The following is a 26,536-nucleotide window of genomic DNA, read 5'->3' on the forward strand; positions in this document are numbered from 1 at the left end:
CGGTGCCGTAGTCGGCACCGCCGCGAACCTCGTCCCGCAGGATGACCCGGCCACTCCCGGTTTTGACGGGATGGTGGAAGTCAACCATCCAGGCGGTGGGTGCTGGCAAGGCGTCACGCCCGACATCCGCCCCGGAGACGTGGTTCAGGTTCTAACCCCGGGTGTCGTGGACCAGACGACGGCCTCAAATGTCACGGTCACCCAGCCGGCCACGAAAATCAATTCCTCCACGGTGGTCATGAAGGGAACCGCGGTCGCGGCCGGCGGCGGCCAGATTCCCATCGATCAGCTGGAGGTCCGTGTCGTTGCCAACAAGCAGGCATTTGCCCTGAACGGGCGGCGGACGATCCGCGCCGGGGGCGCGGCCAAGGACGGCGGCACCCTTACCTACGACGGCCCGGGGCTGACTACCTGGACTGCCACGTGGCCCAACCTGGGCGGTGTCAGTCCGGTTGACGGGATCTCTGACGCCGACAGGGCCACATCACCTGCCAATGCCGAAAGCCGGGGCCTGTGGCTGGGAGTGAATCCCGGAACCTCAGCCGAAGGCACCATCTTCGAGTTCGGACAGATCGGCGGCCCCGCCGCGCCCTGCACCGCGCCTTTCGCTAAGGGACCGTCCACTCCGGATATGACAGCCGCGGCGGACACAGGTGTCTCGTCCACGGACAACATCACACGAATCACTACCCCCACGTTCACCGGAGCCGTTGCACTGCCGGATGCCACGACCGTTGACCTCTACGTGGACGGGGTGTCCAAAGGCACGGCGACGGTCGCCGCGAACGGGAGCTACTCGCTGACCCCGACGGCGGCGCTGACCGCCGGCCGGCACTCGATCACCGCCAGCGAGTTCACAGCCGGGGGGACGGAAACCATGTCCGCCGGCGCCCTCACCGTCACGATCGACACGGTCGGACCCGTGCTTACGGGAAAAGCGCCGGCACCTAACGCAATGGGAATCAGCCAGACCGGAAACGTCACGGCCAGCTTCAACGAGGCCATCTCCGGGCTGAGCAGCGCATCCTTCACACTGAAAAACAATCTTGGAGCCGCAGTTGCGGGTGCGGTCAGCTGGAACGCCGCGACGAGGGTTGCCACGATGAACCCCACAGCGACGCTCGCCGCGGACAAGCGGCACACCGCGGCCCTCGCATCAGGGATAAAGGACCTGGCCGGCAACCCCCTCGTTCCGGCATCCTGGGCGTTCACAACGGGCCCGCGACCGGTTGTAACAGCCAGGACGCCAGGGGTGTACGCCGCCGGTGTCAGCCGGGTCTCCAATCTCACGGCGACCATCAGTGAGGCCGTCAGCGGCGTCACCGGCGGAACCTTCGCTCTCAGGAACGCGGCGACCGGGGCACTCGTCGGCGCAGCAGTCAGCTACAACGCAACCACCCGGGTCGCAACGCTGAACCCGACCGCGACCCTGGCCGGACGCACAAAGTACACCACGGTGCTGTCCACCGGCATCCGGGACGCCGCGGGCAACCCACTCATTGGAACCTCGTGGAGCTTCACCACAGGCCCCTAGAGCCGGAAGAAAACTGAGAGGAAGTCCGGCCCCGCGCCAGCCCCAGGGTACCGGGCCGGACCCCGTCGTGGCCCAGCCCCCTTGCCCGCACGCCGCCAAGCACGGCACGCTGATCATTGGCACCGTCTCTCTCACCGACAGAAAACCACCACCGGACGCTCCACACGGGCCTGCGCTGAATCTTCCAATCCATGCCAGCAATACGCAGGGTCTGACGGCTCCGACGGGCGCAGCTTCGTTGTCAATGTGCCTTGACAGAGCGGCTTCGCACGGGCACGCTGACGTTATGGCGACATACAGCGGCGGGCCCACCGTCCATAGGGCAATGAAGGGGCCTCGATCGACGGGTGCGTCTATGTCGAGCCCGCAGAGTTGGAAGGCGGAGGTAGTCGCCACCCTGATGGCGATACAGCAGGTCCGCCAGACCTGCGACCACACTGAACTCGAGACCGTGAAGTACGCACGGAAGGCGGGCCTTTCCTGGGCAGAGATCGCCACCTCTCTCGGGGTAACGCGCCAAGCGGCATGGCATCGGTGGCACGGAATCGACGAGACCCTGCCGGAGGGCGACGCGTGGGGCCCCTTCTCACTGAATGACTCGGTGCCCGAGCGCTTTAGCGGCCCACGGTAGGCAAGCTTTTTCTCACGCCTCCATAATTGCATCCCAGCTCAATCTGCACTGCTCTCCGTACGGGTAAGACCATACTCGGATAAGGGCGCATACGTAGTGCACCAGGACCGCGGGTTAATTCCCCCAGTTGCCCCAGTAAGCACGGCAACGAACGCACCGACGCGTGGGTCATCAACCCCACCGACATCATCCCGTTGACGGACTACCCGCCCGGGACGAACATCTATCTGCGCGCTGAGCCCCTGCACCCCGGCGCGCAACCAACCCTGCTGGATCTGGGCGGGCACCGGATCACCGCGTTCCTGACCAACTCACCGCGCTGGCACGGCCCGTTCCTGGACGCCCGTCACCGGGCCCGCGGCCGGTGCGAGAGCCGCATCAAAACCCTGAAAAACACCGGCTTGGGCAAACTGCCGTTCTTCGACTTCGCAGCGAACCAGGCCTGGGCCAACATCGCCGTCCTGGCCAGCAACCTCGTCTCCTGGCTGCAGCTCACAGCACTCCCGGACGGGCACCACGCCAAGAATTGGGACATCAAAGCCTGGCGCTACCGGCTCTTCGCGACCGCCGGGAAAATCATCACCCGCGCCAGACGCAAGCACCTGCTGCTTCCCGAAAAAGCACCCGAGCGGGCACTCATCGCTCTGGTCCTGGACGCCGTCACACACCTGCGGGCCCCACTGCCCGTCCCCACCTGAGAACCAGCCACCAGAAACTGACTCGACGAACAGAACCATGCAGCATCACACCGGCCGTGGAACCGGCGCCCGCCCCGGGCGGCCCAATGAGTGATCCAGCACGCCCTCGACCCACCAGACCAAACCGCCAGCGAAAATCAGGCCCCGGGCGACGGCTCAGACAACCGACGAAAAATCGGGGCTAGGTGACAACGGCGGCACCTGTCGGCACATGATGCGCTGCCGGCCGTCTGACGTTGCGGCCCATGAACCTGTCCTTGAGCGTGGCCGCAGCCTGATTAAGGGTGCGGACACTTTAGGCCGCGGTTTTCAGCAGCCCTGTCGAATGACGGACACGTCCGAGTCTGAAATGCGAAGCAAAGCAGACGTCACGTTGTTTTCCCGGGTTGATTCTGTCAGAAAGTGGCCAGGGTCGGCCTCTGCCTGTACGCAAAAGTTACCTGGCAGTTCAAGGTCTTTGAGCTCAATGTACTGGCCTTCAAGATACCAGTCGTAGACGTCCACCCATCCCTCAGAAAGCCCCTGCCTTACCGTCAGCGCCGTGTCTTTCTCGTCCGTACCGCAGTCGAAGTCTGCGTCGTCGTATCTGCTGGGTTTGCCTTGGAGGTTTCCGTCGTCCCGCAGGCAAAAACCTTCTTTGCGGGATCCTGTCCACGTTGTGCCGTTTTCAGGCCGTATCTGGTAGCGCTCAAAATCCTGGACGTGAAAGTGGTCGTGTCCGTCAACCATTTCATACCGCATGATGGCTTTTGTCTTGACCGTTCGGGCGCTGCCATCAGATTTAAGGATGCTTTGCGAGACGGTGAGGTCAAGGTCCCCGACGCCGGCCCGGGACCCGGTCACGTCCAGCGGGGCATTGCCGCCGTTGAGCACGTTAGTTGTGAACCGGAGAACCTTCTGGTCCCCCTCATAGGCCACATGAAACGACTCCAGCGGCAACATGACCAAATCAGGGAGCAGGTCACCATTTGCCGCAGGGGACTCCTGCTGCACGGAAGCTGAACCCTGTGCCGTCGGAACGGACGCGGAGGGCCGCGCCGCCTCCGAGCCGGCGGGGGCCGTGCACGAGCTCATTGCTACCATCATTGCCGCGGCGAAGAAACAGCGCCCGCGGCTGGAAAAAGACATTCCAACCTCCAAATAGCACTAATGTCACGCTTGGTCCCCCGGCCGACTGACGCTACTGGTTCTGAGAGCATACTCCCACCACCCTGCGCCGTAAATAGGAGGACGACGCCACTGAGGAACAATCAAAATAGGGACATGGGTTTTCTCAACCGTCTGCTTACAAGAGAAGCTAGTAGCCAAAAAGTTCAATCACCCGTTTTTCACGTTGAAATTTAATCCCTTCACCAGGTTTCTCCTCATCATGCCGGGACACGCTTAGAGGACCAAGTTCAAGGATGTCGGGAGGCTCTGCCCCGGGACGGGAGCAGGTTATGGCGGCGGCGTGATTCGCGTACGCGGCGAGGGCGTGTAGGTCGCGCAGCCCAAGTGAGTACAACCTTGTCCTGGATCTCGCCCCGAGTGCTTTGAGTTGGGCAAGGCCGGAAATGAGGGCAGCCATGAAAGATTCGCCAGCGCCGGAAGGGTATGGGACAGCCAGGGATTCACCGGGCATCGCGGCGCATCCCTTACGCGAGAGGATTACCGGGCCGTCGGCGCCCCTGGTGAGAACGACCAGCGCTGGTCCGTGATGCAACCAGCTTTGCAGGCTCTTTAGCGGGATGCTGTCGGGGTAGAGCCAGCTGAGATCCTCTTCTCGGACCCTGACGATGTCGCTGGCGGTGACGAAGAGTTCGACCTGCCGGCGGATTGTTGTGGCGTCCGGAGTGAACGAGGGTCGGAAGTTGGGATCATAGCTGATGGTGGCATGCTCTCGGGCTGCCTGAACAAGTGCGAACGTGGCGTTGTTTCCTGGCGGGAGGACTGCGGCGAGGGATCCGGTATGAATGTGCGTTGATTCTTCGACCGCTGCTTGGGCCGGCAGTGACGCGCCGTGGATATCCCAACCGATGGACGCGGAATATTCAGCGTTGCCCTCGGCGTCCAGAGCGGTCATGAGGGTGGAGGTTGGTCCTATTCCGCAGTTGATCCCGATGACACTGTTTGACTTTAAATGTTTCTCGATGAGGTGTCCGTTCCAGTCGTTGGCGTAGTGCGTCACCAGCGTAACTGCCAGTCCAAGCCGGGCGGCTCCTACTGCGAGGTTGATGGGGCTTCCCGCGGGACGCACGAGCGGAAGGGGGTCGTTGTGGCTGGTGATTATGTCTACGAAGGATTCACCGACAACAGTCAGGTCTGCCTTCAGAGCTTCAATATCCGGCATGAGGTTCCTTCTTTTGGCCTTTATGGGCGCTGTGCCTGGTTCATTAGGGTGTGACGCCTATGAGCAGTGGTGTATCAGCAGTAGAGCTGCGCAGATCGTTTTGCTCAGCGGGAAGAGCTGACCATCTCATGTGCTCCCTGCGTGCGGGCAGGCGGTTGCCTTGTTGTTGTGGGTGTGTGGCAGACGGTGTCTATCCGTTCGAGTCCGGGGCACTCCCGGTTTTCCCCGCCCCTGCTTGATGGATGGTCCTTCCGCGGCGCGTACCTCAGGATCGCCGTGGCCGTCCTAGCCTGTTCACAGGTGAACCTGGTTCCGTTGTTCGGATCGACCCAGGGTTCGGGGTCTCCCGGGTGGGCGGTTAGCTCCAGGGCGGGCAAGGGCGCTGTGGGCGGGCCGTCGTTTTGTGTGACAAACAGGTCCGGGTGTTTTTGCGGGTCGCAGTAGACGCGGGGTCTGCGTTTCCGGATGAGTTCCTGGGAGCTGCCGGATCTATGCCCGGCCCAGTGAAGGCTGAGGGGCTCCGGGACCGGTTCCGGGCCATTTCTGTCTTGAGCGCGGTTGAACCACTCGTTGGCGTCGGTCTCTGGACAGGGGCCGTACTTTTCGTACCGGAGCCATGTCCCAGCGGCTTGGACATAGATCGCGTCCGGTTCATGGGCAGGGATGTAGACGGTGACTGTGAGGTGGCCGTTCAGGTCAGGCCCCCGTTCCGCGTGCTGTCCGGTCTCCGTCATTGCTTCGTTCATCTGACCGATTATTCTGAAACGGGTGGCTAAAGTGTGCCGGCCGCGATGTTCAGCATGCGCCGGAGAGGCTCGGCCGCTCCCCACAGCAGCTGGTCGCCTACGGTGAAGGCGCTGATGTACTGCGGACCCATCTCCATCTTCCGGATGCGGCCAACCGGGATGTCCAGGGTGCCCGAGACTGCCACGGGGGTCAGGTCGGCCATTGAGGCTTCCTTGGTGTTGGGCACCACCTTCGCCCACTCGTTGTCTTCATCGAGCAGCTTCTCGATTTCGGCAACGGACAGGTCTTCGCGAAGCTTGAGGGTGAGCGCCTGCGAGTGCGACCGCATGGCGCCAATCCGCACGCAGAGGCCGTCCATGATCACGTGGTCCTCGTCGGAGGTGCCAAGGATCTTGTTGGTCTCGACGCCGGCCTTCCACTCTTCCTTGGACTGGCCGTTGCCAAGGTCCGCGTCGATCCAGGGGATCAGGGACCCTGCCAGTGGCACGCCGAACTGGGTGGCGTCGATGGCGGTGCGCTGGTGGGCGAGGACCTTGCGGTCGATGTCCAGGATGGCCGACGCCGGGTCGTCCAGTTCCGTGCTGACCTCTGCGTTCAGCGTGCCGAACTGGCTCAGCAGCTCGCGCATGTGTCGCGCGCCGCCGCCGGACGCCGCCTGGTAGGTCATGGACGTGCCCCACTCCACAAGGCTGTTCCTGAAGAGGCCGCCCAGGCCCATCAGCATGCAGGACACCGTGCAGTTGCCGCCGATGAAGTCCTTGGTCCCGTTGGCGATGCCCTTGTCGATGACGTCGCGGTTGATGGGATCCAGCACGATGATCGAGTCCTCGTTCATGCGCAGCGTGGAGGCCGCGTCAATCCAGAGGCCGTCCCAGCCGCGGCTGCGGAGTTCGCCGTGGACCTGCTTGGTGTAGTCGCCGCCCTGGGCGGTGACGATAATCGGCAGCTTGGCCAGCGTCTCTACGTCGAAAGCGTCCTCGAGCTTGCCTGCCCCTTCTGCGAAGGAGGGGGCGGCACCTCCCGCGTTGGAGGTGGAGAAGAACACCGGGTTGATGTTGGCGAAGTCGCCCTCGTCCTGCATGCGCTGCATCAGGACAGAGCCGACCATGCCGCGCCATCCGACCAGGCCGACGGAGGGTGTAACCGCTGTAGTCATTGGGACTGCCTTAACTTTCTCGCGGCGCCGGGTGGTTTTCGGCGGTGAAGGAACAGGTAAAGGAACAGTGGGGGTGCTATCCGCAATCGGTCGCAGTCACATCGACGGCGTTTTGCGTTGTCGGTGCGCCCGCGCCGGATCCCTGTGGAGTCCGTGCGAAGCGGATTTCACGGTCCGGATCCGCACGTACTCGGGTGCCCTGTGTCGGGGGCCCCACGAAACGGCGGCGGGATTCGAGGTCTGACGTTCCCGATGAGACGCCGCGCGTGCCGGGTTGCCGGTGAATACTGTCGTTTCCGGTACGTCTGCGCCTTTCATGAGAAAGGCATCGGCGCCGACTGTTGACCCATTGTGCATCGTCACCCCGTAGTGGACGAAGGCTGAGACACCAAGGGAGCAGCGGTTGCCCACAACGATGTACCCGGACTTAAAGGTTCCGTCTTCCAGAGAATGGCCTTGGATAAGGGTTCCTTCGTTGAAGGCGCAGTCATCGCCGATGGTCACGAGTGTCTTCTCCGGTATGCCGAGCCCGGCGTCATAGAGCCGCTTGCCGACTTTGACGCCCAGCATTCTCCAGACCACGGGTTTGAAAGGAGTGCCGTTAAAGGGCGCTCCGGTCATCAGCTTCCAGAACCGCTCGTGATGCCAGTAATAGGAGTCGTAGATGGAACAGTATTGCGGCTTCAGAGGGCGGAAGCCCAGGACTGCATGCTCCACCAGCACGCTAAACAGTATGCGGAACAGCAGGAAAGCGAGCATCGACAGGGAGATCGCCAATACCCCAAGGAAGCTGTAGGTCGTGACGGTAACGGCGCCCCAAAGCGTCGCGGCAAAGAACAGGAACCAGTTCGCTGCCAGGAACAGCATCATGGTCACGATGTTGTGCCGGTTCTTTGCCTGGAGGAGCCGGTTCTTCGCCTCCTCGATCTTGAGCTCATCGAACCGTGCATCCCGCTGGACAGAGCGGGGAATCTCGAACGGGGGTGAACCGAGCAGACCCACGTCCGTCCGGGTCGGGCCGTCGATCGGGATCATCACTTTGGTGGCGAGGAGGCAGTTCTCACCGACGCGGGCTCCGATAGGAAAGGTGAGGTTATTTCCGAGGAAGTTGCGGCCGGCGATCCGTACCCGTGACAGGCGGAATGAAGTGCTGGAGAAGTCGGCGTTCATCATGTTCAGACCATCTGAAACCATTGTTCCTGTTCCCACAATGCTCAGGAAGGGGGATTCGTGGCTAAAAGCGGGGCCGAAGTTTGATCCGGTCTGCTCCACCTTGCACAGGTCGTAGCCCAGCGCACGCAGGTAGTGCACGATGTAGGAGCTGTCGCCAAAGAGTTCTTTATACACGCCGGCGTTGGAGATTCGGGCAATGAGTCGCTGGATGGCAAAATGCACTCCGTAGAGCGGATAGACCCTGTCGGTTTCGATGAAGTGATTGAGCAGACGCGGAACGCTGAGGACAAAGAGCAGCCCGGTGATCAACCCGACTATGAACAGGGTCAGAGTTGCGGCCATAACGTGGAGAAAGAAATTTGTGTCGTTCAGCTGCAGGTGCCCGGTGTCCAAGTATGAAGGCAGCAGCGCGGCGAGTCCAAGGATACCGACGGGAAGGACCAGGACAAGCCGGTTGACCAGCTGAAGAATGCTGAAAATGACTCTCCTGCGCGTAGTGCAGCTCACGGCGGGGACCCGCCGATAGTTGGTGCTGGTGAGTACTGCCGGGGAGCCGTGCCAGACCTGTCCATCGGGTACAGCCTGGGATGTCTGCAGTGAGGAGGCGTGTCCGAGTTGCGTGTCGTTCCCCATTGAAGTTCCGATGTCGAGAGTGGTTTCCTCCGACACAAGGACGTTTCTCCCCAGTGTCACCGGACCAGTCTCGATAATGCCCGGGCGGGCCCGGTAGCAGAGGAAGTAGGAGCCTTTGTGGATGACGGTGTTGTCGCCAACGGTGAGCAGGTCCGGGCACGCGGGCAGGGTCTTGGAGAAAATCACCACCCCCTTGCCAATCTTTGCCCCGAGGAGCCGCAGGTACAGCACGTATAGCGGTGAACCGGCGAACAGCACGAGGGGATTCGCCCGCGTCAGTGTCTTTACCGTCCAGAACCGGACATAATCCAGGCTCCAGATCCGGATTTGCCTTGGCCTCCAGCGGCCGACCAGGATCCACTTCAGGATGATCGGGGTCATGGACAGCAACAGGAACATGAGCGCGCCGAAGCCGACGGAACGCAGCCACATGTCAACGAGGTCGCGCCCTCCTGACACCCATTTGAAACCAAAGACCAGCAGCCAGGCGGCGTACATTGTGTAGCCCAGGAAAATCCACAGCTGGATGGCGCCGCACACTACGTATTTGAAGGTCGTGGGAAGCGGAACAGCTGCGTCCGTGATCAGATCGGTCCCGTACCCTGTCGGTCCCGTAGCTAATGCGGGTTGCACTTCTGTCAGCACCGCAGCCAATTGACGGACCGTGGGGTTCTGATAGATGTCCTGCATGGCCGGTGGCGTCAGGTCGGTCTCTCGTCTGATGCGGGCGCAAAAATGTGCCATCAGGAGAGAATTGGCGCCAAGGTCATTGAAGAAGTGCGCGTCGGTCGAGACGCGGTCAAGCCCCAGGATCACACCGAGTTGCTCCGCCAGAGAGGTTTCTGCCGGGGTTGCTGGGGCGGTGTAGGCTCCGGTGCCTGCCAAGCTTACCCGTTCCAACGGGCGCGGTAGTTGTTTCCGGTCGGCTTTGCCGCTGGGCATCATGGGGATGGTGGTGAGCTGCTCATAGTAGGCGGGCACCATGTAGCCGGGGAGCCGCGTGCGAAGCATCTGGTAAATGTCGGGGGTGTCCACGTTTTCAGCGTCATGGCGGAGCGTGTAGTACGCGGCCAGTTCTAGCTGTCCCGGTTGGGGCTCGAAGGTACCCACGACTGCCTGCGCGATTCCGGGGAACTGCAAAAGGAATGATTCGATTTCAGCCAGCTCGATGCGGTAGCCGCGGATTTTGACTTGGGTGTCGATTCGGCCGAGGTATTCGATTTCCCCTTCCTTGTTGATCCGGCCCAGATCCCCGGTGCGGTAGATTCTCCCTGAGGGGTTATGGCGGATTTTGAGGAAGTCGGGTATGAAGGCCCGGGCGGTCAGGTCCGGGCGGTTAACGTATCCCCTTGCCAGGCCGACGCCGGCGAGCCCGATTTCACCTGCTTCCCCCAGGGGCAGTGCGTGGCTGCCGTTGGGGTCAAGGATGACAGCGGAGTAGGTGGGCAGGGGCACGCCCAGGGAAATGGGCTTGTCAGGGTCCAACAGGGCCCACGTGGCAGTGACTGTGGCCTCGGTCGGCCCGTAGACATTCAGGAAGCGGCGGTCGGGTGTGTGCCATCGTGTCACCAGGTCCCGGGGGCAGGCCTCCCCGGAGACGAGCAGGAAGCGAAGCTCGGGAAGATCCTCGTCGATGGTAGCCAGAAGAGTCGGCACGCAGCACAGGGCGCTGATCCGTTTCCCTACCAGGTACTCGCTCAGTTCAGTTCCCAGGAGAGTAGAACCGGCGGGTTTGGGTACCAGCGTCGCCCCCGCGAGCCAGGACACCCAAATTTCTTCAACCGAGAAATCAAAGGCTATGGTCATGCCCTGATAGACGCGGTCGGTGGACTCGATGCCATACAGGGCGGAGGCGACGCGGACGAAATTGCAGATGCTTGCGTGCTCAATGGCGACGCCTTTGGGTCGGCCGGTAGAGCCTGATGTGTAGATGATGTAGGCGAGTTCGTCCGTGCTGCCGCGTGCCGGCGGTAGCTCGAGGCGGGTGGGGTTCTCCGCCTCGATATGCGCCTGCGCATGGTCCAGGCAGATGGTCAGCGCGGCCACTTCAGGCAGCAGGTCCTTCAGATGCGATAAGGAGAGGACCATGGTGGCATCGGCGTCTTCGATGATGAACTTCAGCCGGTCGGGAGGGAATCCGGGATCGAGGGGGACATAGGCTGCCCGGATTTTTAGCACCGCGAGCATTGCGATGTAGGCACGGCTGGGTTGGTCGAAGAGCAGCGCGATTCGGTCCCCGGGGCGTGCTCCGGAGACGAGCAGATGGCGTGCCAGCTGGTTCGCCTGCTGATCCAGCTCCAGGTACGTGAGGGTTGTGTCCTCGGCATCCACCGCCAGGTGATCGGCCCGTCCCTGTGCAGCAAGGGTGTCGCAGCGGTCCTCGAAGAGCTGATTCAGCCTTTCGCCTTCCCTCCACCGGACCACGTGGTCAGGGAAAGCCGAAGTCAGGATCGGTCCCGCCCCGTCCAACCCCGTGGTCAGGACACCACGCAGTTCAGCGGGCCGGATATCACCCTTGCGGGCCTTCACGTTCTCTGTCATTATGCTGATTCCTTGGTAAGCGACGATGGTCCCCACGCAGCCTGCTGCGAGTGTTCGTCGTCAGTTCGACCGGCGCATCGGCGCAAGGCGGTGTCCGGCGGTGGCGGGTTCCGGGGCATGAGGGTCGTCCAGCATTCTTCGCGTCCCCCGCCCAGGGCTGGCAGCGGCACGGCTTTTGGCGGGCTGGTTCTGCGGTTCCCTGATGCGTGGGGTAAGGCCGAATGCTGATCCAAGAGCCTGTATGGCGTCCCTGAGGTGGGCGGCTCCGGTAGTTGCCGCAAGGGTCGTTTCCGATATTTCGATGAGGTCGAGGTCAGCCTTGGCCTTTGACAGAGTGCTGAAGAAGGTCGCGAGGACTTGGGGAGACGACCTCATGCCGAGGCCGGTGAGCTCGACCTTGCCTGCGTGTGTCCTGTGCAGCAGATCCTCGAAGTCCAAGGCCTTCTGGCGGGTCCGCAATACGGCCAGGGCGCGCGTGAGCTGATCAGCAGGGAGCGAGAAGGCGACGTCGGTTCGGGCACCGGGGCAGCGTGTATCTTGAGCAATTGACTGTACGTGTATCCCTGACTGCCATAGCGATTCGAATAGCAAAGACGTTCTGCCAGGATCATCGGGAAGCCCGGTGACCACGATTTCCGAGATGGACTGGGCGCCTGCCACTTCTGTGATCACGGCATGCTCTGGCGCTGGTCTGCTAAAGGGCCGCCGGTCGAGGCCAGGCAGGATCAGTGTTCCGGGGTCGTCTGTGAATGAAGATCTGACATGGATGGGAAGACCGAACCGTCGTGCGTACTCCACGCTGCGCAGGTGCATGACCTTGCTACCACAAGCAGCGAGTTCGAGCATTTCTTCGCTGGACAAGGCTGCAATTTTCCGTGCTGTAGGAACAACGCGGGGGTCAGCTGTGTAGACGCCGTCTACGTCCGTGTAGATCTCGCAAACACCTGCTCCCAGGGCCGCGGCGAGTGCTACAGCGGTCAGATCAGAACCGCCCCGCCCCAGCGTGGTCACTCTCCTGCCTTTTTGCGTCCGGCCCTGGAATCCGGCGACGATAGGGATCCCGTCATGGTCCAGGCAGTTGCGGATTCGCCCCGGCCTAACATCGATGATGCGCGCCCTGCCGTGCACGCTGTCTGTTATCAGCCCGGCCTGGCTTCCTGTGAATGCGCGCGCGGCGTGGCCGGCATCGATCAGGGCAATGGCCAGCAGGGATGATGAGACGAGTTCGCCCATGCTCAGCAGGGCGTCCAACGTTCCTGGGTGCGGCTGCCGGGAAACGTCGGCGGCAAGATCGCACAGGTGATCGGTGGTGTCACCCATGGCCGAGACCACCGCCACGACCCGGTGGCCCGCTTCACGCGTTTGGGCTATCCGTCGGGCAGCGCGGCGGATCCCGGCAGCGTCTGCCACCGATGATCCTCCGAATTTCTGTACGATGAGCGCTCCCCCGGATGCGGTCGGATCGACCTCTTGGCGCAGCTGTTGGCTCCATCCAATCCACGGCGGGGTCTTGGGCGGGTAACGACCGTACGCGCTGCTCCCGGCCGTCGGCGTTCCCTGGCTTACTGTCTCTGCCGACTGTTCAGCCCCAAAGAAGTTGCCCTCTGCCGCAGAATCGAATTGCATGCTCATTTGCCTATCCCACAGTCCTTGAGTTCCTCTATGCGGTGCTTTCCACCCGGGGCGCAATCAGGCGACGGTCCTCAGGACAATCTTTTGGCCAGTGATGGCTTCGGCTGCTTCGGCCAGGATTTCCAGTCCATGGCGCAGCTCTGTGGTGCTGATGGTCAGGGCCGGCATGGTCTTGAGTACTTCGCCTTCGGGGCCGGACGTTTCCACGAGCAGTCCGCGGCTGAATGATTCGGCGGCAATTTTTCCTGCGGCCGTCGGATCTGGGTAATGAATCCCGGCGAGCAGGCCGCGGCCGCGTACTGTTGCCCCTTCAGTGGCATTTGCTATCAGCCTCAGGCCCTCATGCAACTGCGCTGTCACGGCTGCAATTTCTTGTTCGAATTTCCGGTCCTGCCAGAAGTGTTCCAAGGCCGCGGCCCCCGTGACGAATGCCGGGTTGTTGCCCCGGAAGGTGCCGTTGTGTTCCCCGGGTTTCCAGAGATCAAGTTCAGGCTTGAACAGCGTGAGCGCTAAGGGTAATCCGAAACCGGAGATGGACTTCGAAAGGCAGACAATGTCCGGGACGATGCCGGTGTTCTCGAAGCTGAAGAACGTCCCTGTCCGTCCGCAGCCGGCCTGCACGTCATCGACTATGAGCAAAATGTCGTGTTCGCGGCAGATCTCGGAGAGTTCCCGGAGCCACGACGCCCGTGCTGCTCTTAGGCCGCCTTCTCCCTGAACGGTTTCGACTATGACAGCTGCCGGCTTTTCGAGTCCTGATCCTGAATCAGCCAAGGCGGACCGGAGCCATAAAAAGTCAGGGGTCTCACCGGCCAGGAATCCGTCATATGGGATGCTGGACGCGTGAGTGAGCGGGATCCCGGCACCTTGGCGCTTCATGGAATTGCCAGTAACCGCCAACGAGCCAAGGGTCATCCCATGGAAGGCGTTGGTGAAACCAAGGACATGAAAGCGCCCTGTGGCCTTGCGGGCCAGTTTCAGCGCGGCCTCCACGCTGTTCGTGCCGGTGGGACCGGGAAACATGACTTTATAGTTGAGGTCCCTGGGTTTCAGGATCAGCTCGTGGAATGTCTCCAGGAAACGCCGTTTGGCCTTTGTTTTCATGTCCAGGGAATGAACGACGGCTCCGGAAAGCAGGTACTCCAGAAGCGGTCTCAGGAGTGCAGGGTGGTTGTGCCCGTAGTTCAGGGCTCCTGCGCCGGAAAAGAAATCGAGGTACTCGTGGCCGTCCTCACTGTAGAGAAAGCTGCCGGAGGCACGGTCGAAAACGGTGTTCCAACCACGGCAATAGGAACGGACTTCAGATTCGAGGGACTCGAAAATATCAGACACTTGGGGATTTCCTGCCAGCTACTGTAGAGGACCGGGCGACCTCGTCCGGTTTGACTTCGCTCTTCAATTGACAGCCGCACGGGGGGCTGCGAACACGAGTCGTCGATGCCTTGGATTTTCCCCAGTAGCGAATCCCGGGCTACCTACCGCCAGCCAACCTGCGGCTGCATTTACGGCAATTCCTACCTACAGAATCGAATCTATCCACACAACCGGGGGAAAAACACGAGTAATCGGTACCTGTTTTTCAGAGTCGTCTACTACCTGCTTCCGGTAGATGATCTCGTCTGCTGCAGGGTACTACGTGTGTCTCGTTAAAGCTCTTCCTACTGCCTAACCCGGGCAGTAGTTTTCATCCATGAAGGCGCTCCATCCGATGGCAAACCCGCTCACAAGGCAGGCGGAGCCTTCCTCGCTTTAACGCTGTTCCTGTCGGCATGCTCGTAGCCAATTGCAACGCCTCCTGCCCCAAAACATGCAACATCGCGCTCCACAGCCCAAGCGGTTCCGGGACCCCAGGCTCTCGTGCCGGCTCTGGGTGTGAAGGCGGGGGAAGTACGGGAAGCTTTCGCGAAGAGGAACCTCATCGGACACCTTCAGGCCCTGCAGAAAATCGCCGATGAAGAGGGAGGAAATCGAACTGCCGGCACGTCTGGATATGAGGCATCAGCCCGCTACGTCGAGGACCAGTTACGCGCCGCCGGCTACACCCCTATCCGGCACGTCTTCACCTATTGGGACGAAGACCAGGAAGCCGACAGGGAGATCTTCAACATCCTGGCTGACACAGCCGGAAGCGAAGAGCACACGATAGTTGTGGGCGGTCATTTGGATTCGGTATCCGAAGGCCCGGGGATAAACGACAACGCAAGCGGCGTGGCCGCCATCATCGAAACCGCTCGCTGGATGGCCGAAACCGGCGTCCAACCCAAAAACAGGGTGCGTTTCGCGTTCTGGGGAGGAGAAGAAATTGACCTGTTGGGTTCGCAGCATTACGTCGATGCACTCAACCAGCGTGAGATCGCCCAAACCGCCCTTAACAGCAACCTGGACATGGTGGCATCACCCAACGGCGGGCGCTTTATTCACGACGGCGACGGCTCCCGCTACGGCGACGCAGGCCCTCCCGGCTCACAGGAAATCGAGACCCTATTTCGTGACTACTTCGCAAAGAACTCCCTCCCGGCCGAGGCAACCGTATTCGACGGCGGATCCGACTACGAACCCTTCCTTCGGGCCGGCATCGCAGTCGGCGGGCTCTTCACGGGCGACGTCGGCACAAAACGGCAAATCAAGTAAGAGAATACGGCGGGACTAGGGACGAAGACCACGACGCGTGCTTTCACAAGAGCTGCGATACGGTTGAGAACATCAACCAAGAGCTGCTGAAAGACATGGCCGGGGCCCTGGGCTACGCCACCCTCGCTTTCGCCACGACAACCCAGATCCGACCGGACAAATGAGCACAACCCGCCGGAAAGGCCGCATGCAAAGATATGAGCCGGAGGCTATGTCCTATTAGGGATGGCCCCCCATGCGCCTTCCCTAAGGGCATGGATTCGCGGCTCGGCGTACTTGTTTCACTGGTCCAACAGCAGCGCCATCGCTGCCACGCCGGTATTGGGCAAGCCCAGAGGACCCGGATTCACATCCTCAACAACCCACCGTCCAGAACCGCTCGTCCACCCAGGCAGCAGGGGAAGGACACCAGCAACGTCGACCAGAGAAGGATCGAGAGACAACCCCCTGCCCAGCGCTTTAAGAATGGCCTCCTTACGCGTCCACAGCACTGTCTGTAGCAAAGGCCTCTGGGACGGCGGAAGTCTCTGGACATATTCGCGCTCACCGGCAGTCATCGCCACAGCCACGAATCCCTCGAACCCTGCGGACGCGCGGCACTCCAGATCCACCCCCACGCCCAGAACCAGCTCGTCCACCACCGCCGCCATAAGGCACCAGTCTCCGGACCTGCTCAAGCTACCCTGGACCAGAAGCCCGTCGGTACCGGTCCGGTAGCGGGGCGCTCCGTGTGCCCTGTCTTTACCGCTGCAACGCCCGCAGACGTAATCAGCGTAAAGGGAGCCAGGATTCACTCCCGCCACCCTCGCCACGTGCAACCGCAGTGCTATCCGCCCAGCCAAAAACCTGTCGCGCTGCACGGCGGTGCTAAGCCTTAACGCCAACCGCCTCTCCGCACCACCCAGGGTGCGTGCCTGTCCAAGGTCGACATCCGATAACTTCACAGCCGCCAGCATGGGCTTGCTACTGCCAGACTCTGATGACTTACCCACGACGCCTCCGCAAAGTAGCATCCACGGCAATCCTTAGATAACCCCCGAAGTTAGGCAAAGACTATACCCCGGTCATTTCTCGATGACACACCCCCTTGACTGGGGCCGAACCTCACCCGATGCCGCAAGTCGGAAAGTCCCGTGCCTGCAGCCCGCCCGTGACTACGGAATCAGCAGGGAGACGGTCTACCAGTACCTGCGCCACGCCAAATTGGACTGAACCGCTCCCCTGCCGGCGCCGTCGTTGTGCCATGGCCGTAGCTTGACGGAAGGCCGGTTATCGGCGGTTTAAATTTGGTCTGGAAATAGATGCCTTCCCCTCGATTCTTCGACTGTTGTCCGTTTCCATCTAAATCGGCGCAGTGTCAATACACCTGACGCAGTCTCGTCGATTGTTCATTACATCTGTCGCACCGCAGGTCAGAGCCACGTGTAATGGGCTTGCTGAGGTTAGCTTTCACCGATGTGCAGCCCGCGTCTACCGAACGCTGACGGTTTTGTCAGCCGGTCCTTTCGATGCGGTAGATAACAACCTGGTCGGGGTGGATTCTTGGGGAAGAGATTCCGACCTCGGTCAGAACTGTGGCGGGGAATTCCGCTCCGGGGAATTGCACGCCGTCCACCGTGGTGCTGCCCAGGGACCCAGCCGGGATCGACTGGCTGGTGGCGATCGGTTCGCCCCACCATTGCGGGGGTTGGAGCCCGGAGGGTGTGGTGCCGATGAAGACTGGCTCCACCCTGTATGTGGCCTGTGGGTCAAGGCCGCGCAGTTTCAGGCGGCCGGTGGGATCCGGGTAGAGACTGTCCAGGACTGCGACCGCGAAGATCGCTTGTGAGCGGTCGGGGCTGATGACGCCGTGGGCGATGATGTTCTGGTTTGGACTGTCCAGGCGGACGACGTCGCCGCCGAGTAGCAGTGTTCGTTCTTGTTTGTAGAAGTCGATCCACTGTGTCAGGGCGGTGATTTCTCCTACGGTGGCTTCTGCGAGGTCCCATTCGATGCCGAGGTGGCCGAAGATGGCGGTGCCGGCCCGGAATGCGAGGTCGTGCTGGCGGCCGGTGGTGTGGGACCGGCCGGAGGCGATGTGGGAACCCATGTATTCGGGTGGGAGCAGCTGGGTAGACCAGCGGAGCATGGTTTGCCGGTCGTGCGGGTCAATATTGTCCGATACCCAGACGCGGTCGGTGTGCTCCAGGACGCCCAGGTCGACGCGGGCCCCACCGGATGAGCACGATTCGATTTCAAGATTCGGATGCTCTGAACGGATTTCCCGCAGCAGTGAGTAAAACGCCAGCGTCTGTTCGTGCACCCCGGCCCTGCCTCCGTTGAGCTGGTTTCCGGCTTCGATCAGGTCGCGGTTGTGGTCCCATTTGATGTAGTCGATCCGGTACTCGGCCAACAATGCCAAAATCTGTTTCTTGACGTGTTCGTAGGCTTCGGGGATGCCGAGATTCAGGACCTGTTGGTGGCGGGATTCCACCGGCCAGTGGCTGCGGGCCGCCATGATCCATTCCGGGTGCTCCCGGGCGAGATCGCTGTCGGGATTGACCATCTCGGGTTCGAACCACAGGCCAAACTGCATTCCCAGGTCGTGGACGTGGTCCACGAGGGGGTGCAGGCCGGTCGGCCAGATGTCCGGGGAGACGACCCAGTCGCCCAGTCCGGAGGTGTCGTTGCGGCGTGAGCCGAACCATCCGTCGTCTAGGACGTACCGTTCAACGCCGATGGCGGCGGCACGGTCGGCCAGGTCGGTGAGTTTGTCGAGGTCGTGGTTGAAGTACACGGCTTCCCATACGTTCAGGGTTACGGGGCGATCTGCGGGGACGCGGGTGGCCCGGTTGCGGACGTGGGAGTGGAAGCGTCGTGCGATCCCGTCGAGTCCGGTCCCGTAGGAGGCGTAGACCCACGGGCTGCTGTACGTTTCGTTCCGGGTCAGCCGGATTTCCCCGGGCAGGAGCAGCTCGCCGCCCCCGATCAGTTGTTCACCGGTGGAGACGCGGTCGGCGAAGTGCTGGTGGTTGCCGCTCCAGGCTGTGTGGACGGCCCAGACCTGGCCATGGCCGAAACCGAATCCGGGAGTGCCGGCGTGCAGGACGTAGGCGCTGTCATGGCCTGTGCGGCCTTTGCGGTTTTCCCGCAGGTGGGTTCCCGTGCGCAGGGAGCCGCGCTGGGGGGTCCGTTCCCGCGTGTGGGCTCCGGCGAAGTCGAGCAGCTCGGTAGCTTCGGCCGGGATCGGGAAGGACAAGGCGAGGTCCTCAAGGGCGTATCGGTCCTCTGCGCTGAGATTTTCCAGTGCTGCCCGTCCCCGGAGCAGGCCGCCGGGCAGCAGTTCCAGGGTCAGTTCCAGTCGTAGGCGCCGGGTGTCATCGACGGCAGTGAAGACCGCGGTTCCGGGGCCGGAGGGGGTAAATCCGCTGGCAGGGTCACCATCGAGCGTGATCGCTTGGGTGCGGAATTTCGGGGACCATCCGGAACCGGCGAACGTGCCCCGCAGACCGGGCCGGCCTGTCCAGCCGCTGTCGTGCTCCGGCAGCAGTGCAGGCCGTGGGGGCAGGTCGATGGTGCTGGAACCTTGGACCGGGACACTTGCCCGGAGCAGGGTGGTCGCCTGCGATGCGGTAAGTTCGGGCAGTTCGGCTCCCCAATGGATGATCGCCGGCAACTGCCCGTTGGTGGCATCGATCAGCACGGTGACACCGGCCGTGTTCAGCTGCAGGATCGCGCTGGGGTGTCCGTGGTTCTTGGCGGGCATGCTGTTCCTCTTGGAGTGTGCGGGACGGGGCGGTGGTCGGTGTCGTGGTTCGGACCGGGTGTTGTTGTCAGGGACGCCCTGGCGGGGTCCCAGTGCACGGGCATCGGGTCGGAAATGATGCCTTCGAAAGAGCCGTCGCTGTTGGCGTCATGGCAGGCCATCATCATCCATTGGCCGGCGCGGTCTTGGATGAGCCGACCGCTGTAGAGTGCGGCCGGGGTGATGACGGTTGAGGCTGCGAGGTCATATGGTCCGGTTTGCTGCCCGACTTCGAGGCTCCAGATTCCGCCACCTTGGTGGCTGGGTGCTTTTGTGGCGGACAGTTTGTCGAGTCCGCAGGAGAAGAAGAGGACATTTCTGCCATCGATCGTGGTGGTCTGGGGAACCTCGACGTGCGCGAAACCGGCCCCGGGGCTGCTCAGGGGCGGCATTACGGACCAGGTGAGCAGGTCCTGTGAGCGTGCGTGTCCGATAACGCCGCGGTTGTCCACGTCCCCGGTGTTGGCCCTGGCCGTGATCAGCATGTGCCATCCGTCACCTGCCGGGTCGGCGAACACCCAGGGGTCCCGCCAGGCCTCTTCGGGCCAGGTGGAATCGCCGTATCTTTCATACCAGCGTGCGTCGGCTTCGATGATGGTGTCCCGTTGTTTGGTCCAGGTGCGCAGGTCCGGTGAGGTGGCGACGCCGATGGCCTCAATGTTGTGCGTTTCGTAGAACCGTGCCCCGGTGTAGAACATCCGCCAGGTCCCGTCCTGGCCCTGCACGACGCTCCCGGTCCAGGTCGATGTCGCGTCGAACGCGTCCGGGTCATCGGGTTCCAGCACGACGCCCTGCGGTTCCCAAGTCCTCAAGTCGGTTGAGGTGGCGTGCCCGATCCGGGCGTTGCTGTGCCGCAGCTCCGGGTCGCCCAGGCTTTTGGGGGCGTGGAGGTAGTACATGTGATAGCTGGCGCCGTCGTCGGCGAGCCAGAAGTCCCATACCCATGAGTCTTTGAGACGGAAAACCAAGTGAATGCACCTATCCTGTGTGGCGGCAGCGGCCCTTCGTGGAGGAACGCCGCGCGGTGTTTGTCAGCCTTTGACGGCGGAGCTGGAGATGCTGGCTACGAACCAGCGTTGGAAGATGAGGAAGACCGCCAGGACGGGGACGATGAACATCGTTCCGAAGGCCAGTACCTGGCCCCATTCGGGTGGTTGCTGGTTCTGGAAGATGCTGATGGCCAGTGGGAGCGGGCGGACGGTCGGGTCTGAGACCATCAGGACCGGCCAGAGGTACGATCCCCACTGGGCCAGGAAGGTCAGGATCGCGACCGTGGCGAACGCCGGTTTGGTGATCGGCACGACGACTTGGAAGAACGTCCTCAGGGGGCCGGCGCCGTCCAGGCGGGCTGCTTCCTCGATTTCCCCGGGGACGTCGAGGAAGAAGGTGTAGAAGAGGAAGATTGAGAACGCGTTGGCGATGAACGGAATGGCTTGGATGGCGATGGTGTCCCGTTGGCCGGAAAACATGTAGTACAGCGGCAGCGCGACGGCCTCGAACGGAATGATCGTCAGGACGACTACGAGCAGGAAGATGATCTTCTTGCCGCGCCACTGCATTCTGGCGAACGAATACGCGGCCATGGAATTTACGATCAGGCTGCCGGCGACCACCGCGGTGGTGACGATGATGGAGACAGCAGCGAACTGGCCGAAGTGCCCGGTGGCGTCTGAACTCAGGTGGTCAAAGACGCCCCTGTAATTATCGAAGGACAGGTTCGTCGGAACGAACCCGCTGAGACCGCTGAGGACCTCGGACGAGGGCCGGAAGCTTCCGATGATGAGGTAGTAGACGGGCAGGAAGAAGAACAGCGATACCACTGCCAGCAGCAGGTAGTGCAGGGCGGTCTGCCAGCGACGGGCACGTTTCATGCTTCCGCGCCGTTGGCGGGGTTTCAGGGCCGTTGACGTCGTCATTGGATGCCTCCTCGCTGGCGCGCCGCGGCGCGCTGAATGATTGCGATCACGGTGATGATCAGCATGAAGATCACGGTCATGGCTGCGGCCTGGCCAACGTTGTTGTTGTCGAAGCCTGTGTTGATGATCTGGGTCATCACGGTCTCGGTGGAGTTGCGGTCCACGCTGCCTGAACGGCTCAGCAGGTACACCTGGTCGAAGAGCCGGAAGGAGAAGATCGTGGTGATGAGGGCCACGAAGATCAGGGTGTTGCGGATCCCGGGCACGGTGACGTTGATGAACTGCGCCCATTTGCTGGCGCGGTCCAGGGATGCCGCCTCGTAGAGTTCCGCAGGGACGCTTTGCAGGGCTGCAAGGACGATGATCATTTGGAAGCTGACGCTTTGCCAGATCGACATGACGATGATCGCGCCCAGGGCGGTGGCCGGGTCCCCGAGCCAGTCGTGGCTGGTGATGGTCCCGCCGCTGAAGAGCCCCAGCAAGGCGTTGAGAAGCCCTTGGTCTCCCCGGGAGTAAATAAGCCGCCAGATCACGGCCGTTAGGGCCAAGGGGAAGACCAACGGCATGAAGATGAAGGTCCGGAAGACCACCATGCCGCGAAGCTGGCGGTTGACCAGGACGGCCAGGGCCAGGGCGAGCAGTGTCTGCACGGGGACGACGATCAGGGCGAAGGTGAAGTTGTTCAGCAGCGCCTGGCCGAAAGCAGCGGCCAGGTCGGGGTCGGTGAACAACCGGGTGTACTGTTCGAATCCGACAAAGCGCGCCGGCCGCGGGCTGTTGAGCTGCACGCGGTAGAAGGAGAGCACGACGGCGAGCACGAACGGTGCGACGAGGAAGATGGCCAGTCCGAGAAGGGCGGGGCTGGCGAAGAGCGGTCCGGCAAACCGGTGTCCGGTGAGACCGGATTTCGGCGGCCGCCTGACAGGGGCTGCGGGGGCCTGGAGCTGTTGCGTTTGCGTGGTCATGATGAGGGCTTTCGCTGTGGGCGAGTCCGGCGGGTCCGGCCGCGTGAAGTGACAGGCGGCCGGACCGCTACGGAGTTTTACTTCTTGTAGCCGTCGTTGTCGGCGAAGTTCTGGTCGATGGCTCGTGCGGCGGCGCTGAGGGCTTCCTTGGCGTCCTTGCCGGCATAGATGGCGGCCTCTGCTTTGCCGACCTGGTCGGTGAGGATCGGGTAGCCGGCAGTCACTGGCCTGGTGACGCTGACACAGGAATCCGTGATCTTGTCCTCCTGGCCGCAGGCCCTGCTCAATTGCTCGCCCAGCAGCTCCAGTTTCTTTCCCGGCCCGTAGAGGCCGGAAGCAGCCAGGGCCGTCTTCGTGGCGGGAGGGGCGCCGTTCGCGTCGGTGTAGGTGCCGACGCTGTCATCCGTCATCAGGAAGTCCAGGAATTTCCCGGCAGCGGCCCCGTTTTTCGTGGTGGCTCCCATGCCCCACGCAAACGTGCCGGACGTAGTCTTGGTGCCTTTGCCGAAGTTCGGCAGCGGGATCGAGACCAGATCCTCGCCCAGCGCCTTGTATGTCGGGTAGGTCCAGTGCCCGACCCAACTCAGCGCGACGCGGCCGCTGGTGAAGGCAAGCCCGTCGGCGTTCGGATCGGTGTACTTCTTCCAGCTGGCGAACTTCGTCAGCGACTTGATGTTCGCTTGCGAGTCCAGGGCGCCGGAGGCTTTGTTGTCCTTGAGCATCGTGCCGCCACCGGACCAGATGACCGGACCCGCGGAGCAGCAGGTCCCCCATTCACCGGCGAATCCGTACTGTTCGGACAGGTCCAGCGGTTTGCCGCCCGGGATCACCGTTGCCAGCTTGTCCAGAACACCAGTGAATTCATCGGCCGTCCAGGCCTTGTCCGGCGTCGTCGGGTAGGCCACGCCGGCGGCGTCCAGGAGCTTCTTGTTTCCCCAAAGCCCCAGCCCGGCGTTCATCATGCCAACGCCATAGACGGAATCATCGACAGTGTTCTGCGCCTTGATGGAATCTGTCTGGTTCGACAATGTCTCCTCGGACACCGATCCCTTCAGCGGAGCCATTTTGCCGTTGTACACAAAGCTGGCCAGGGTGGGGCCGTCAAAGTCCAGCACATCCGGCAGGTCCCCCGGGGCCGCGGAATTCACGGCCTTGGTGTACTGGTCGGAGGGGAAAAGCTTGAGGTTCACCTTGATTTTGCTCTGGGAGCTCTCGAAGTTCGAGATGATCTTCTTCAAGGCATCGTTCTCGGCCGCCTGGCCGTCGACGGCCCAAACGTTAATGGTGCCTTCGCCGCTGCCTGCCTCGACGGTCGGCCCGGCAGCACCGGTGCCCGGGCCGCCACAGCCAGTGAGAACCAGGGCGGCGATGGAAGCGGCAGCGGCCGCCGTGAGAATCCCCGCTCCACCGCGGGGCTTTGGAATGGTCATCATTGATCCCTTCGAAAAATTTTTATACTGCTCGAAATCGTGTGCGTTGCCTTTGCATACCGTCAGGCGGGAAGCGTGAGAAGGATCACTACTCGCCGATTCGAGAACGAGTCTACCCGGGTAGAATTTTTTCGGCAAGAGGCCCCATATCTGCCAGTTGAAAAAGTTTCCTGCCTCAAATCCCTGCTCCACGCGGGTAGACTGATCCTTATCGCAACGAAGTGAAAGGGCGGTCCTAATGGCAGGTCTGCAAGCGCACGCCAGATCCGGAAAGGTAACGCGGACCGATGTGGCCCGCTATGCCGGGGTCAGCACAGCCGTTGTCAGCTACGTCATCAACGGCGGACCGAAACCGGTCGCGGCAACCACAGCGGCCCGTGTCAGGGAAGCCATCAAGGCCCTGCAGTACCAGCCAAATGCCACGGCCCGCGCCCTGACCATGGGATCGACCCAACTCCTGGGAATGATCGTCCCTGACAGCACCAACCCCTACTTCGCGGAACTCACCGACGCCATCGCCCAAGCGGCAACCCCACGGGGTTACGCGCTCCTGACGGCGAACTCCCGCACGGACCCGAATATAGAGCGTCAGAACACCAGTAATTTTGTCTCCCGTCAGGTCGATGCGATCATCCTTGCCACTGTCCTAAGCCCCAGCGAGGTCGCAGCCATGCCGGTTCAGGGCATTCGACGCGTCCTGATCGACCAATCCAGTGCCGTTCACGGGATCCCGACGGTCAGTACGGACTTTGTCCAAGGCGCAACGACCGGGGTGAAGCACCTGATCTCGCACGGGCACCGCGACATTGCCATCCTGGTAGGCAAGGACATCGATCCTTCCAGAGTGGATCCTCGTGAGCGCGGCTGGAGGAATGCGCTGCATGAGGCGGCCCTGCCCGAAGGCCCGGTCGAATACACGGAGTTCACACGGCAGGGCGGCTACGAAGCCACCCGCCGGCTGCTGGACCTGCCACAGCGGCCAACAGCCATCTTTGCGAGCTCGGACCTGCTCGCCGTTGGTGCTCTCCGCGCCATCCATGAGGCCAATTTGTCCGTACCCGGCGATCTCGCCGTGGTGTCCTTCGACGGGACGTCGGAGTCAGAGTTCAGTTGGCCGCAACTGACCACGGTCAGGCAACGGATCGACGACATCGCCAATGCCGTCATCGACGCCGCCCTCACCCCCTCGGACGCCAACAACAACATTCAGCTCCTTCCCACTGAACTCATCGTCCGCCGATCCTGCGGATGCTGACGCTACGCTAGCCTGTCCCACCCTGCGCTGACCTGGCCGTCAACGCCCTCCACTACCGGCAGTGGTCGATGCTCACGTCCGGCAGCGCACGAAGGCGGAGGTACGCCCAGAACCTGGTTCACTTTTCCTAACGCGGATACCCATCTGAATTCGGCACGTGTCTGCTGTCCCAGCGTCGATCGGCCACTTGGAGGTCTACCTCGACCGCAGCTTTCTGAGACCACCTGACCATCCGCCACGTCCGGCAAACAGCCATAATCCCGATTTGACGCCTATAGGAGCATCGCCGTAGACAAAGAGGGCCAGGGATGGCCGGAGCTCTGCGACCGACAGCACTGGACTCAACAGCCGGCCGCGCCAGCGGACGCCTCCATGGGGTGCGAGCCCTGCGAGCAATGTTCCGCGCAGGGCTGGTGTGCCCTGCAGCGGCGGCGGGCCCTTCGACGCCCCAGCCTTTCCCCAAGGCTTACGAGACAGAGTTGTCTCAGCCCAACGGGGCGCTTTCACGGGCGACGTGCCGCAAGTGCTTCCGCCGGGTCCGGAACGTCCCCCAATGCTGTCCGGCCCCGGCGGAATGCCTATGCCACTGCAGCCGGTAATCCTGCCTGGTGCGTCCAGGTTCGGTTGTTCGGCCTGATCGGATGGCAGGATGGTGCCGTGACCAGGCATGGTGCGGTTCCTAACGCCGAGTGGGTGCTGATGTACCGGGGCGGGCTGACCCGCACCCGGATCGCCGCGCTCACCCGAGCACCGACCGCAACTGTCGGCTACCATCTGGCCGTGGCCGTGGCTGCGGACCCCGGCCTGCAGGCCGCCCACGAACAAGCCGCCGCCAAGGCACCTCTCCGAGTAAGCCCTCAGGGGCTGGCCCTGATGCGCGAGCTCGTCGCCATGGTGCAGGAAACCGGCCGCTACCCTTCCCGCACCGCGGAGGAGGTGGGCGAGCGGACGCTGGCGTCCTGGCTGGATCGGCGCCGCGACGACGATGCAGCCGGCAAACTGGCGCTGGCGTTCCGCAACGGGCTGGCCGTCCTGCCGGATTGGCAGCGGCCCCCGCGAGCCGTGGCCGATGAGGCCCGGTGGCAGGACAGGCTCGAGGCCCTGGCGGAGTACCGTGCGGCCGGGCATGACTGGCCTCTGCACAAGTCCTCCGTGGCCGGCGAAGAACACGACCTCGGAGTCTGGCTGCATTCCCAGCGCCAAAAGGCCAGCCGCGGTGAGCTCAACCCTGCCAAGGCCGGGGCGCTGGATGAGGCGGTGCCGGGCTGGCGCAAGGGCCGGCAACGCGGCCGGAAACCCCGGAACAGCACCGGACAGACCGACCAGCGCCCGGCAACCGCCGGAAGGGGTGGCACAGCGCCGGGGCATTGATACTCTGGCTGTCCGCATTCACGTGCAGAAAGGACACTGGGATTGGGGCTCAGACGTCTCTTTCAACGCACAGCCCCGCCCCCGGCCCCCGCCATCGCTTCATAGGCGCC

At 62.4% G+C, this 26,536-nt stretch carries 18 protein-coding genes and 1 pseudogene; 6 read left to right on the top strand and 13 right to left on the bottom strand.

The window, feature by feature from the left end; translation table 11 throughout:
• From J7I85_RS21295 to J7I85_RS21305, 3 genes and pseudogenes are all read left to right on the top strand, one after another.
• Positions 1-1,534 (top strand): Ig-like domain-containing protein (locus J7I85_RS21295; protein WP_214856962.1); only part of this gene is annotated, 1,534 nt, incomplete at its 5' end.
• 400 nt (positions 1,535-1,934) lie between these two features.
• The gene (locus J7I85_RS21300) at positions 1,935-2,165 is read left to right on the top strand and encodes a hypothetical protein (protein ID WP_214856963.1); all 231 of its coding nucleotides are present in this window, start codon (positions 1,935-1,937) and stop codon (positions 2,163-2,165) included.
• A 143-nt stretch (positions 2,166-2,308) separates the two neighbouring features.
• Positions 2,309-2,863: pseudogene (locus J7I85_RS21305) on the top strand (transposase); the annotation flags it as partial.
• A 309-nt stretch (positions 2,864-3,172) separates the two neighbouring features.
• Here J7I85_RS21305 and J7I85_RS25280 read toward each other — a convergent pair.
• From J7I85_RS25280 to ectB, 7 genes are all read right to left on the bottom strand, one after another.
• Entirely contained in the window at positions 3,173-3,856 is a 684-nt protein-coding gene (locus J7I85_RS25280; RefSeq protein WP_214856964.1) for a lysyl oxidase family protein, read from the bottom strand.
• Positions 3,857-4,160: 304 nt separating this feature from the next.
• Positions 4,161-5,192 (bottom strand): PfkB family carbohydrate kinase, encoded by a 1,032-nt coding sequence (locus tag J7I85_RS21315; RefSeq protein ID WP_214856965.1) that lies wholly within the window; start codon positions 5,190-5,192, stop codon positions 4,161-4,163.
• A 104-nt stretch (positions 5,193-5,296) separates the two neighbouring features.
• Positions 5,297-5,938 (bottom strand): hypothetical protein, encoded by a 642-nt coding sequence (locus J7I85_RS21320; protein WP_214856966.1) that lies wholly within the window; start codon positions 5,936-5,938, stop codon positions 5,297-5,299.
• Positions 5,939-5,964: 26 nt separating this feature from the next.
• Positions 5,965-7,095: an aspartate-semialdehyde dehydrogenase gene (gene asd / locus J7I85_RS21325; protein WP_214856967.1), complete on the bottom strand. Its 1,131-nt coding sequence runs from the start codon at positions 7,093-7,095 to the stop codon at positions 5,965-5,967.
• Positions 7,096-7,191: 96 nt separating this feature from the next.
• A complete protein-coding gene (locus J7I85_RS21330; protein ID WP_214856968.1) occupies positions 7,192-11,442 on the bottom strand; it encodes a Pls/PosA family non-ribosomal peptide synthetase in 4,251 nt (1,416 codons plus the stop codon).
• 60 nt (positions 11,443-11,502) lie between these two features.
• On the bottom strand, positions 11,503-13,074 hold the full coding sequence (locus J7I85_RS21335) for an aspartate kinase (protein ID WP_251024671.1): 1,572 nt from the start codon (positions 13,072-13,074) through the stop codon (positions 11,503-11,505).
• Positions 13,075-13,131: 57 nt separating this feature from the next.
• Positions 13,132-14,406: a diaminobutyrate--2-oxoglutarate transaminase gene (gene ectB / locus J7I85_RS21340; protein ID WP_214856969.1), complete on the bottom strand. Its 1,275-nt coding sequence runs from the start codon at positions 14,404-14,406 to the stop codon at positions 13,132-13,134.
• A gap of 540 nt (positions 14,407-14,946) precedes the next feature.
• Between ectB and J7I85_RS25800 the strand changes: the two genes are divergently transcribed.
• Positions 14,947-15,705: a M20/M25/M40 family metallo-hydrolase gene (locus J7I85_RS25800; RefSeq protein ID WP_308159593.1), complete on the top strand. Its 759-nt coding sequence runs from the start codon at positions 14,947-14,949 to the stop codon at positions 15,703-15,705.
• Positions 15,706-15,986: 281 nt separating this feature from the next.
• Here J7I85_RS25800 and J7I85_RS25805 read toward each other — a convergent pair whose 3' ends face one another.
• The 6 genes from J7I85_RS25805 to J7I85_RS21375 form a co-directional block, all read right to left on the bottom strand.
• Complete coding sequence (locus J7I85_RS25805) at positions 15,987-16,697, bottom strand: 4'-phosphopantetheinyl transferase superfamily protein (protein ID WP_214856970.1); 711 nt, start codon at positions 16,695-16,697, stop codon at positions 15,987-15,989.
• Positions 16,698-17,197: 500 nt separating this feature from the next.
• Positions 17,198-19,450 (bottom strand): alpha-galactosidase, encoded by a 2,253-nt coding sequence (locus tag J7I85_RS21355; protein ID WP_214856971.1) that lies wholly within the window; start codon positions 19,448-19,450, stop codon positions 17,198-17,200.
• A complete protein-coding gene (locus tag J7I85_RS21360; protein WP_214856972.1) occupies positions 19,405-20,457 on the bottom strand; it encodes a glycoside hydrolase family 68 protein in 1,053 nt (350 codons plus the stop codon). Before J7I85_RS21360 ends, J7I85_RS21355 begins: the two co-directional genes overlap by 46 nt.
• A 63-nt stretch (positions 20,458-20,520) precedes the next feature.
• A complete protein-coding gene (locus tag J7I85_RS21365; protein ID WP_214856973.1) occupies positions 20,521-21,405 on the bottom strand; it encodes a carbohydrate ABC transporter permease in 885 nt (294 codons plus the stop codon).
• Positions 21,402-22,370 (bottom strand): carbohydrate ABC transporter permease, encoded by a 969-nt coding sequence (locus J7I85_RS21370; RefSeq protein WP_214856974.1) that lies wholly within the window; start codon positions 22,368-22,370, stop codon positions 21,402-21,404. Before J7I85_RS21370 ends, J7I85_RS21365 begins: the two co-directional genes overlap by 4 nt.
• 77 nt (positions 22,371-22,447) lie before the next feature.
• Complete coding sequence (locus tag J7I85_RS21375) at positions 22,448-23,800, bottom strand: extracellular solute-binding protein (protein WP_251024672.1); 1,353 nt, start codon at positions 23,798-23,800, stop codon at positions 22,448-22,450.
• Positions 23,801-24,038: 238 nt separating this feature from the next.
• Between J7I85_RS21375 and J7I85_RS21380 the strand changes: the two genes are divergently transcribed.
• Positions 24,039-25,055 carry a LacI family DNA-binding transcriptional regulator gene (locus J7I85_RS21380; protein ID WP_214856976.1) on the top strand — a complete coding sequence of 339 codons (1,017 nt, stop codon included), beginning with the start codon at positions 24,039-24,041 and terminating at the stop codon, positions 25,053-25,055.
• Between the two features lie 657 nt (positions 25,056-25,712).
• Positions 25,713-26,426, top strand: a complete 714-nt coding sequence (locus J7I85_RS21385) for a helicase associated domain-containing protein (RefSeq protein WP_308159594.1) — start codon at positions 25,713-25,715, stop codon at positions 26,424-26,426.
• Positions 26,427-26,536 lie beyond the last annotated feature (110 nt).

It is taken from the genome of Arthrobacter sp. ISL-65, from assembly GCF_018613795.1.
GTDB lineage: Bacteria > Actinomycetota > Actinomycetes > Actinomycetales > Micrococcaceae > Arthrobacter.

Coding starts and splice junctions, on each gene's coding strand:
- J7I85_RS21300 (WP_214856963.1), top strand. CDS start 1,935: ATGGCGATACAGCAGGTCCGCCAGACCTGCGACCACACTGAACTCGAG.
- J7I85_RS21335 (WP_251024671.1), bottom strand. CDS start 13,074: ATGAGCATGCAATTCGATTCTGCGGCAGAGGGCAACTTCTTTGGGGCT.
- asd (WP_214856967.1), bottom strand. CDS start 7,095: ATGACTACAGCGGTTACACCCTCCGTCGGCCTGGTCGGATGGCGCGGC.
- J7I85_RS21370 (WP_214856974.1), bottom strand. CDS start 22,370: ATGACCACGCAAACGCAACAGCTCCAGGCCCCCGCAGCCCCTGTCAGG.
- J7I85_RS21375 (WP_251024672.1), bottom strand. CDS start 23,800: ATGACCATTCCAAAGCCCCGCGGTGGAGCGGGGATTCTCACGGCGGCC.
- J7I85_RS21380 (WP_214856976.1), top strand. CDS start 24,039: ATGGCAGGTCTGCAAGCGCACGCCAGATCCGGAAAGGTAACGCGGACC.
- J7I85_RS21355 (WP_214856971.1), bottom strand. CDS start 19,450: ATGCCCGCCAAGAACCACGGACACCCCAGCGCGATCCTGCAGCTGAAC.
- J7I85_RS21315 (WP_214856965.1), bottom strand. CDS start 5,192: ATGCCGGATATTGAAGCTCTGAAGGCAGACCTGACTGTTGTCGGTGAA.
- J7I85_RS21330 (WP_214856968.1), bottom strand. CDS start 11,442: ATGACAGAGAACGTGAAGGCCCGCAAGGGTGATATCCGGCCCGCTGAA.
- J7I85_RS21365 (WP_214856973.1), bottom strand. CDS start 21,405: ATGACGACGTCAACGGCCCTGAAACCCCGCCAACGGCGCGGAAGCATG.
- J7I85_RS21320 (WP_214856966.1), bottom strand. CDS start 5,938: ATGAACGAAGCAATGACGGAGACCGGACAGCACGCGGAACGGGGGCCT.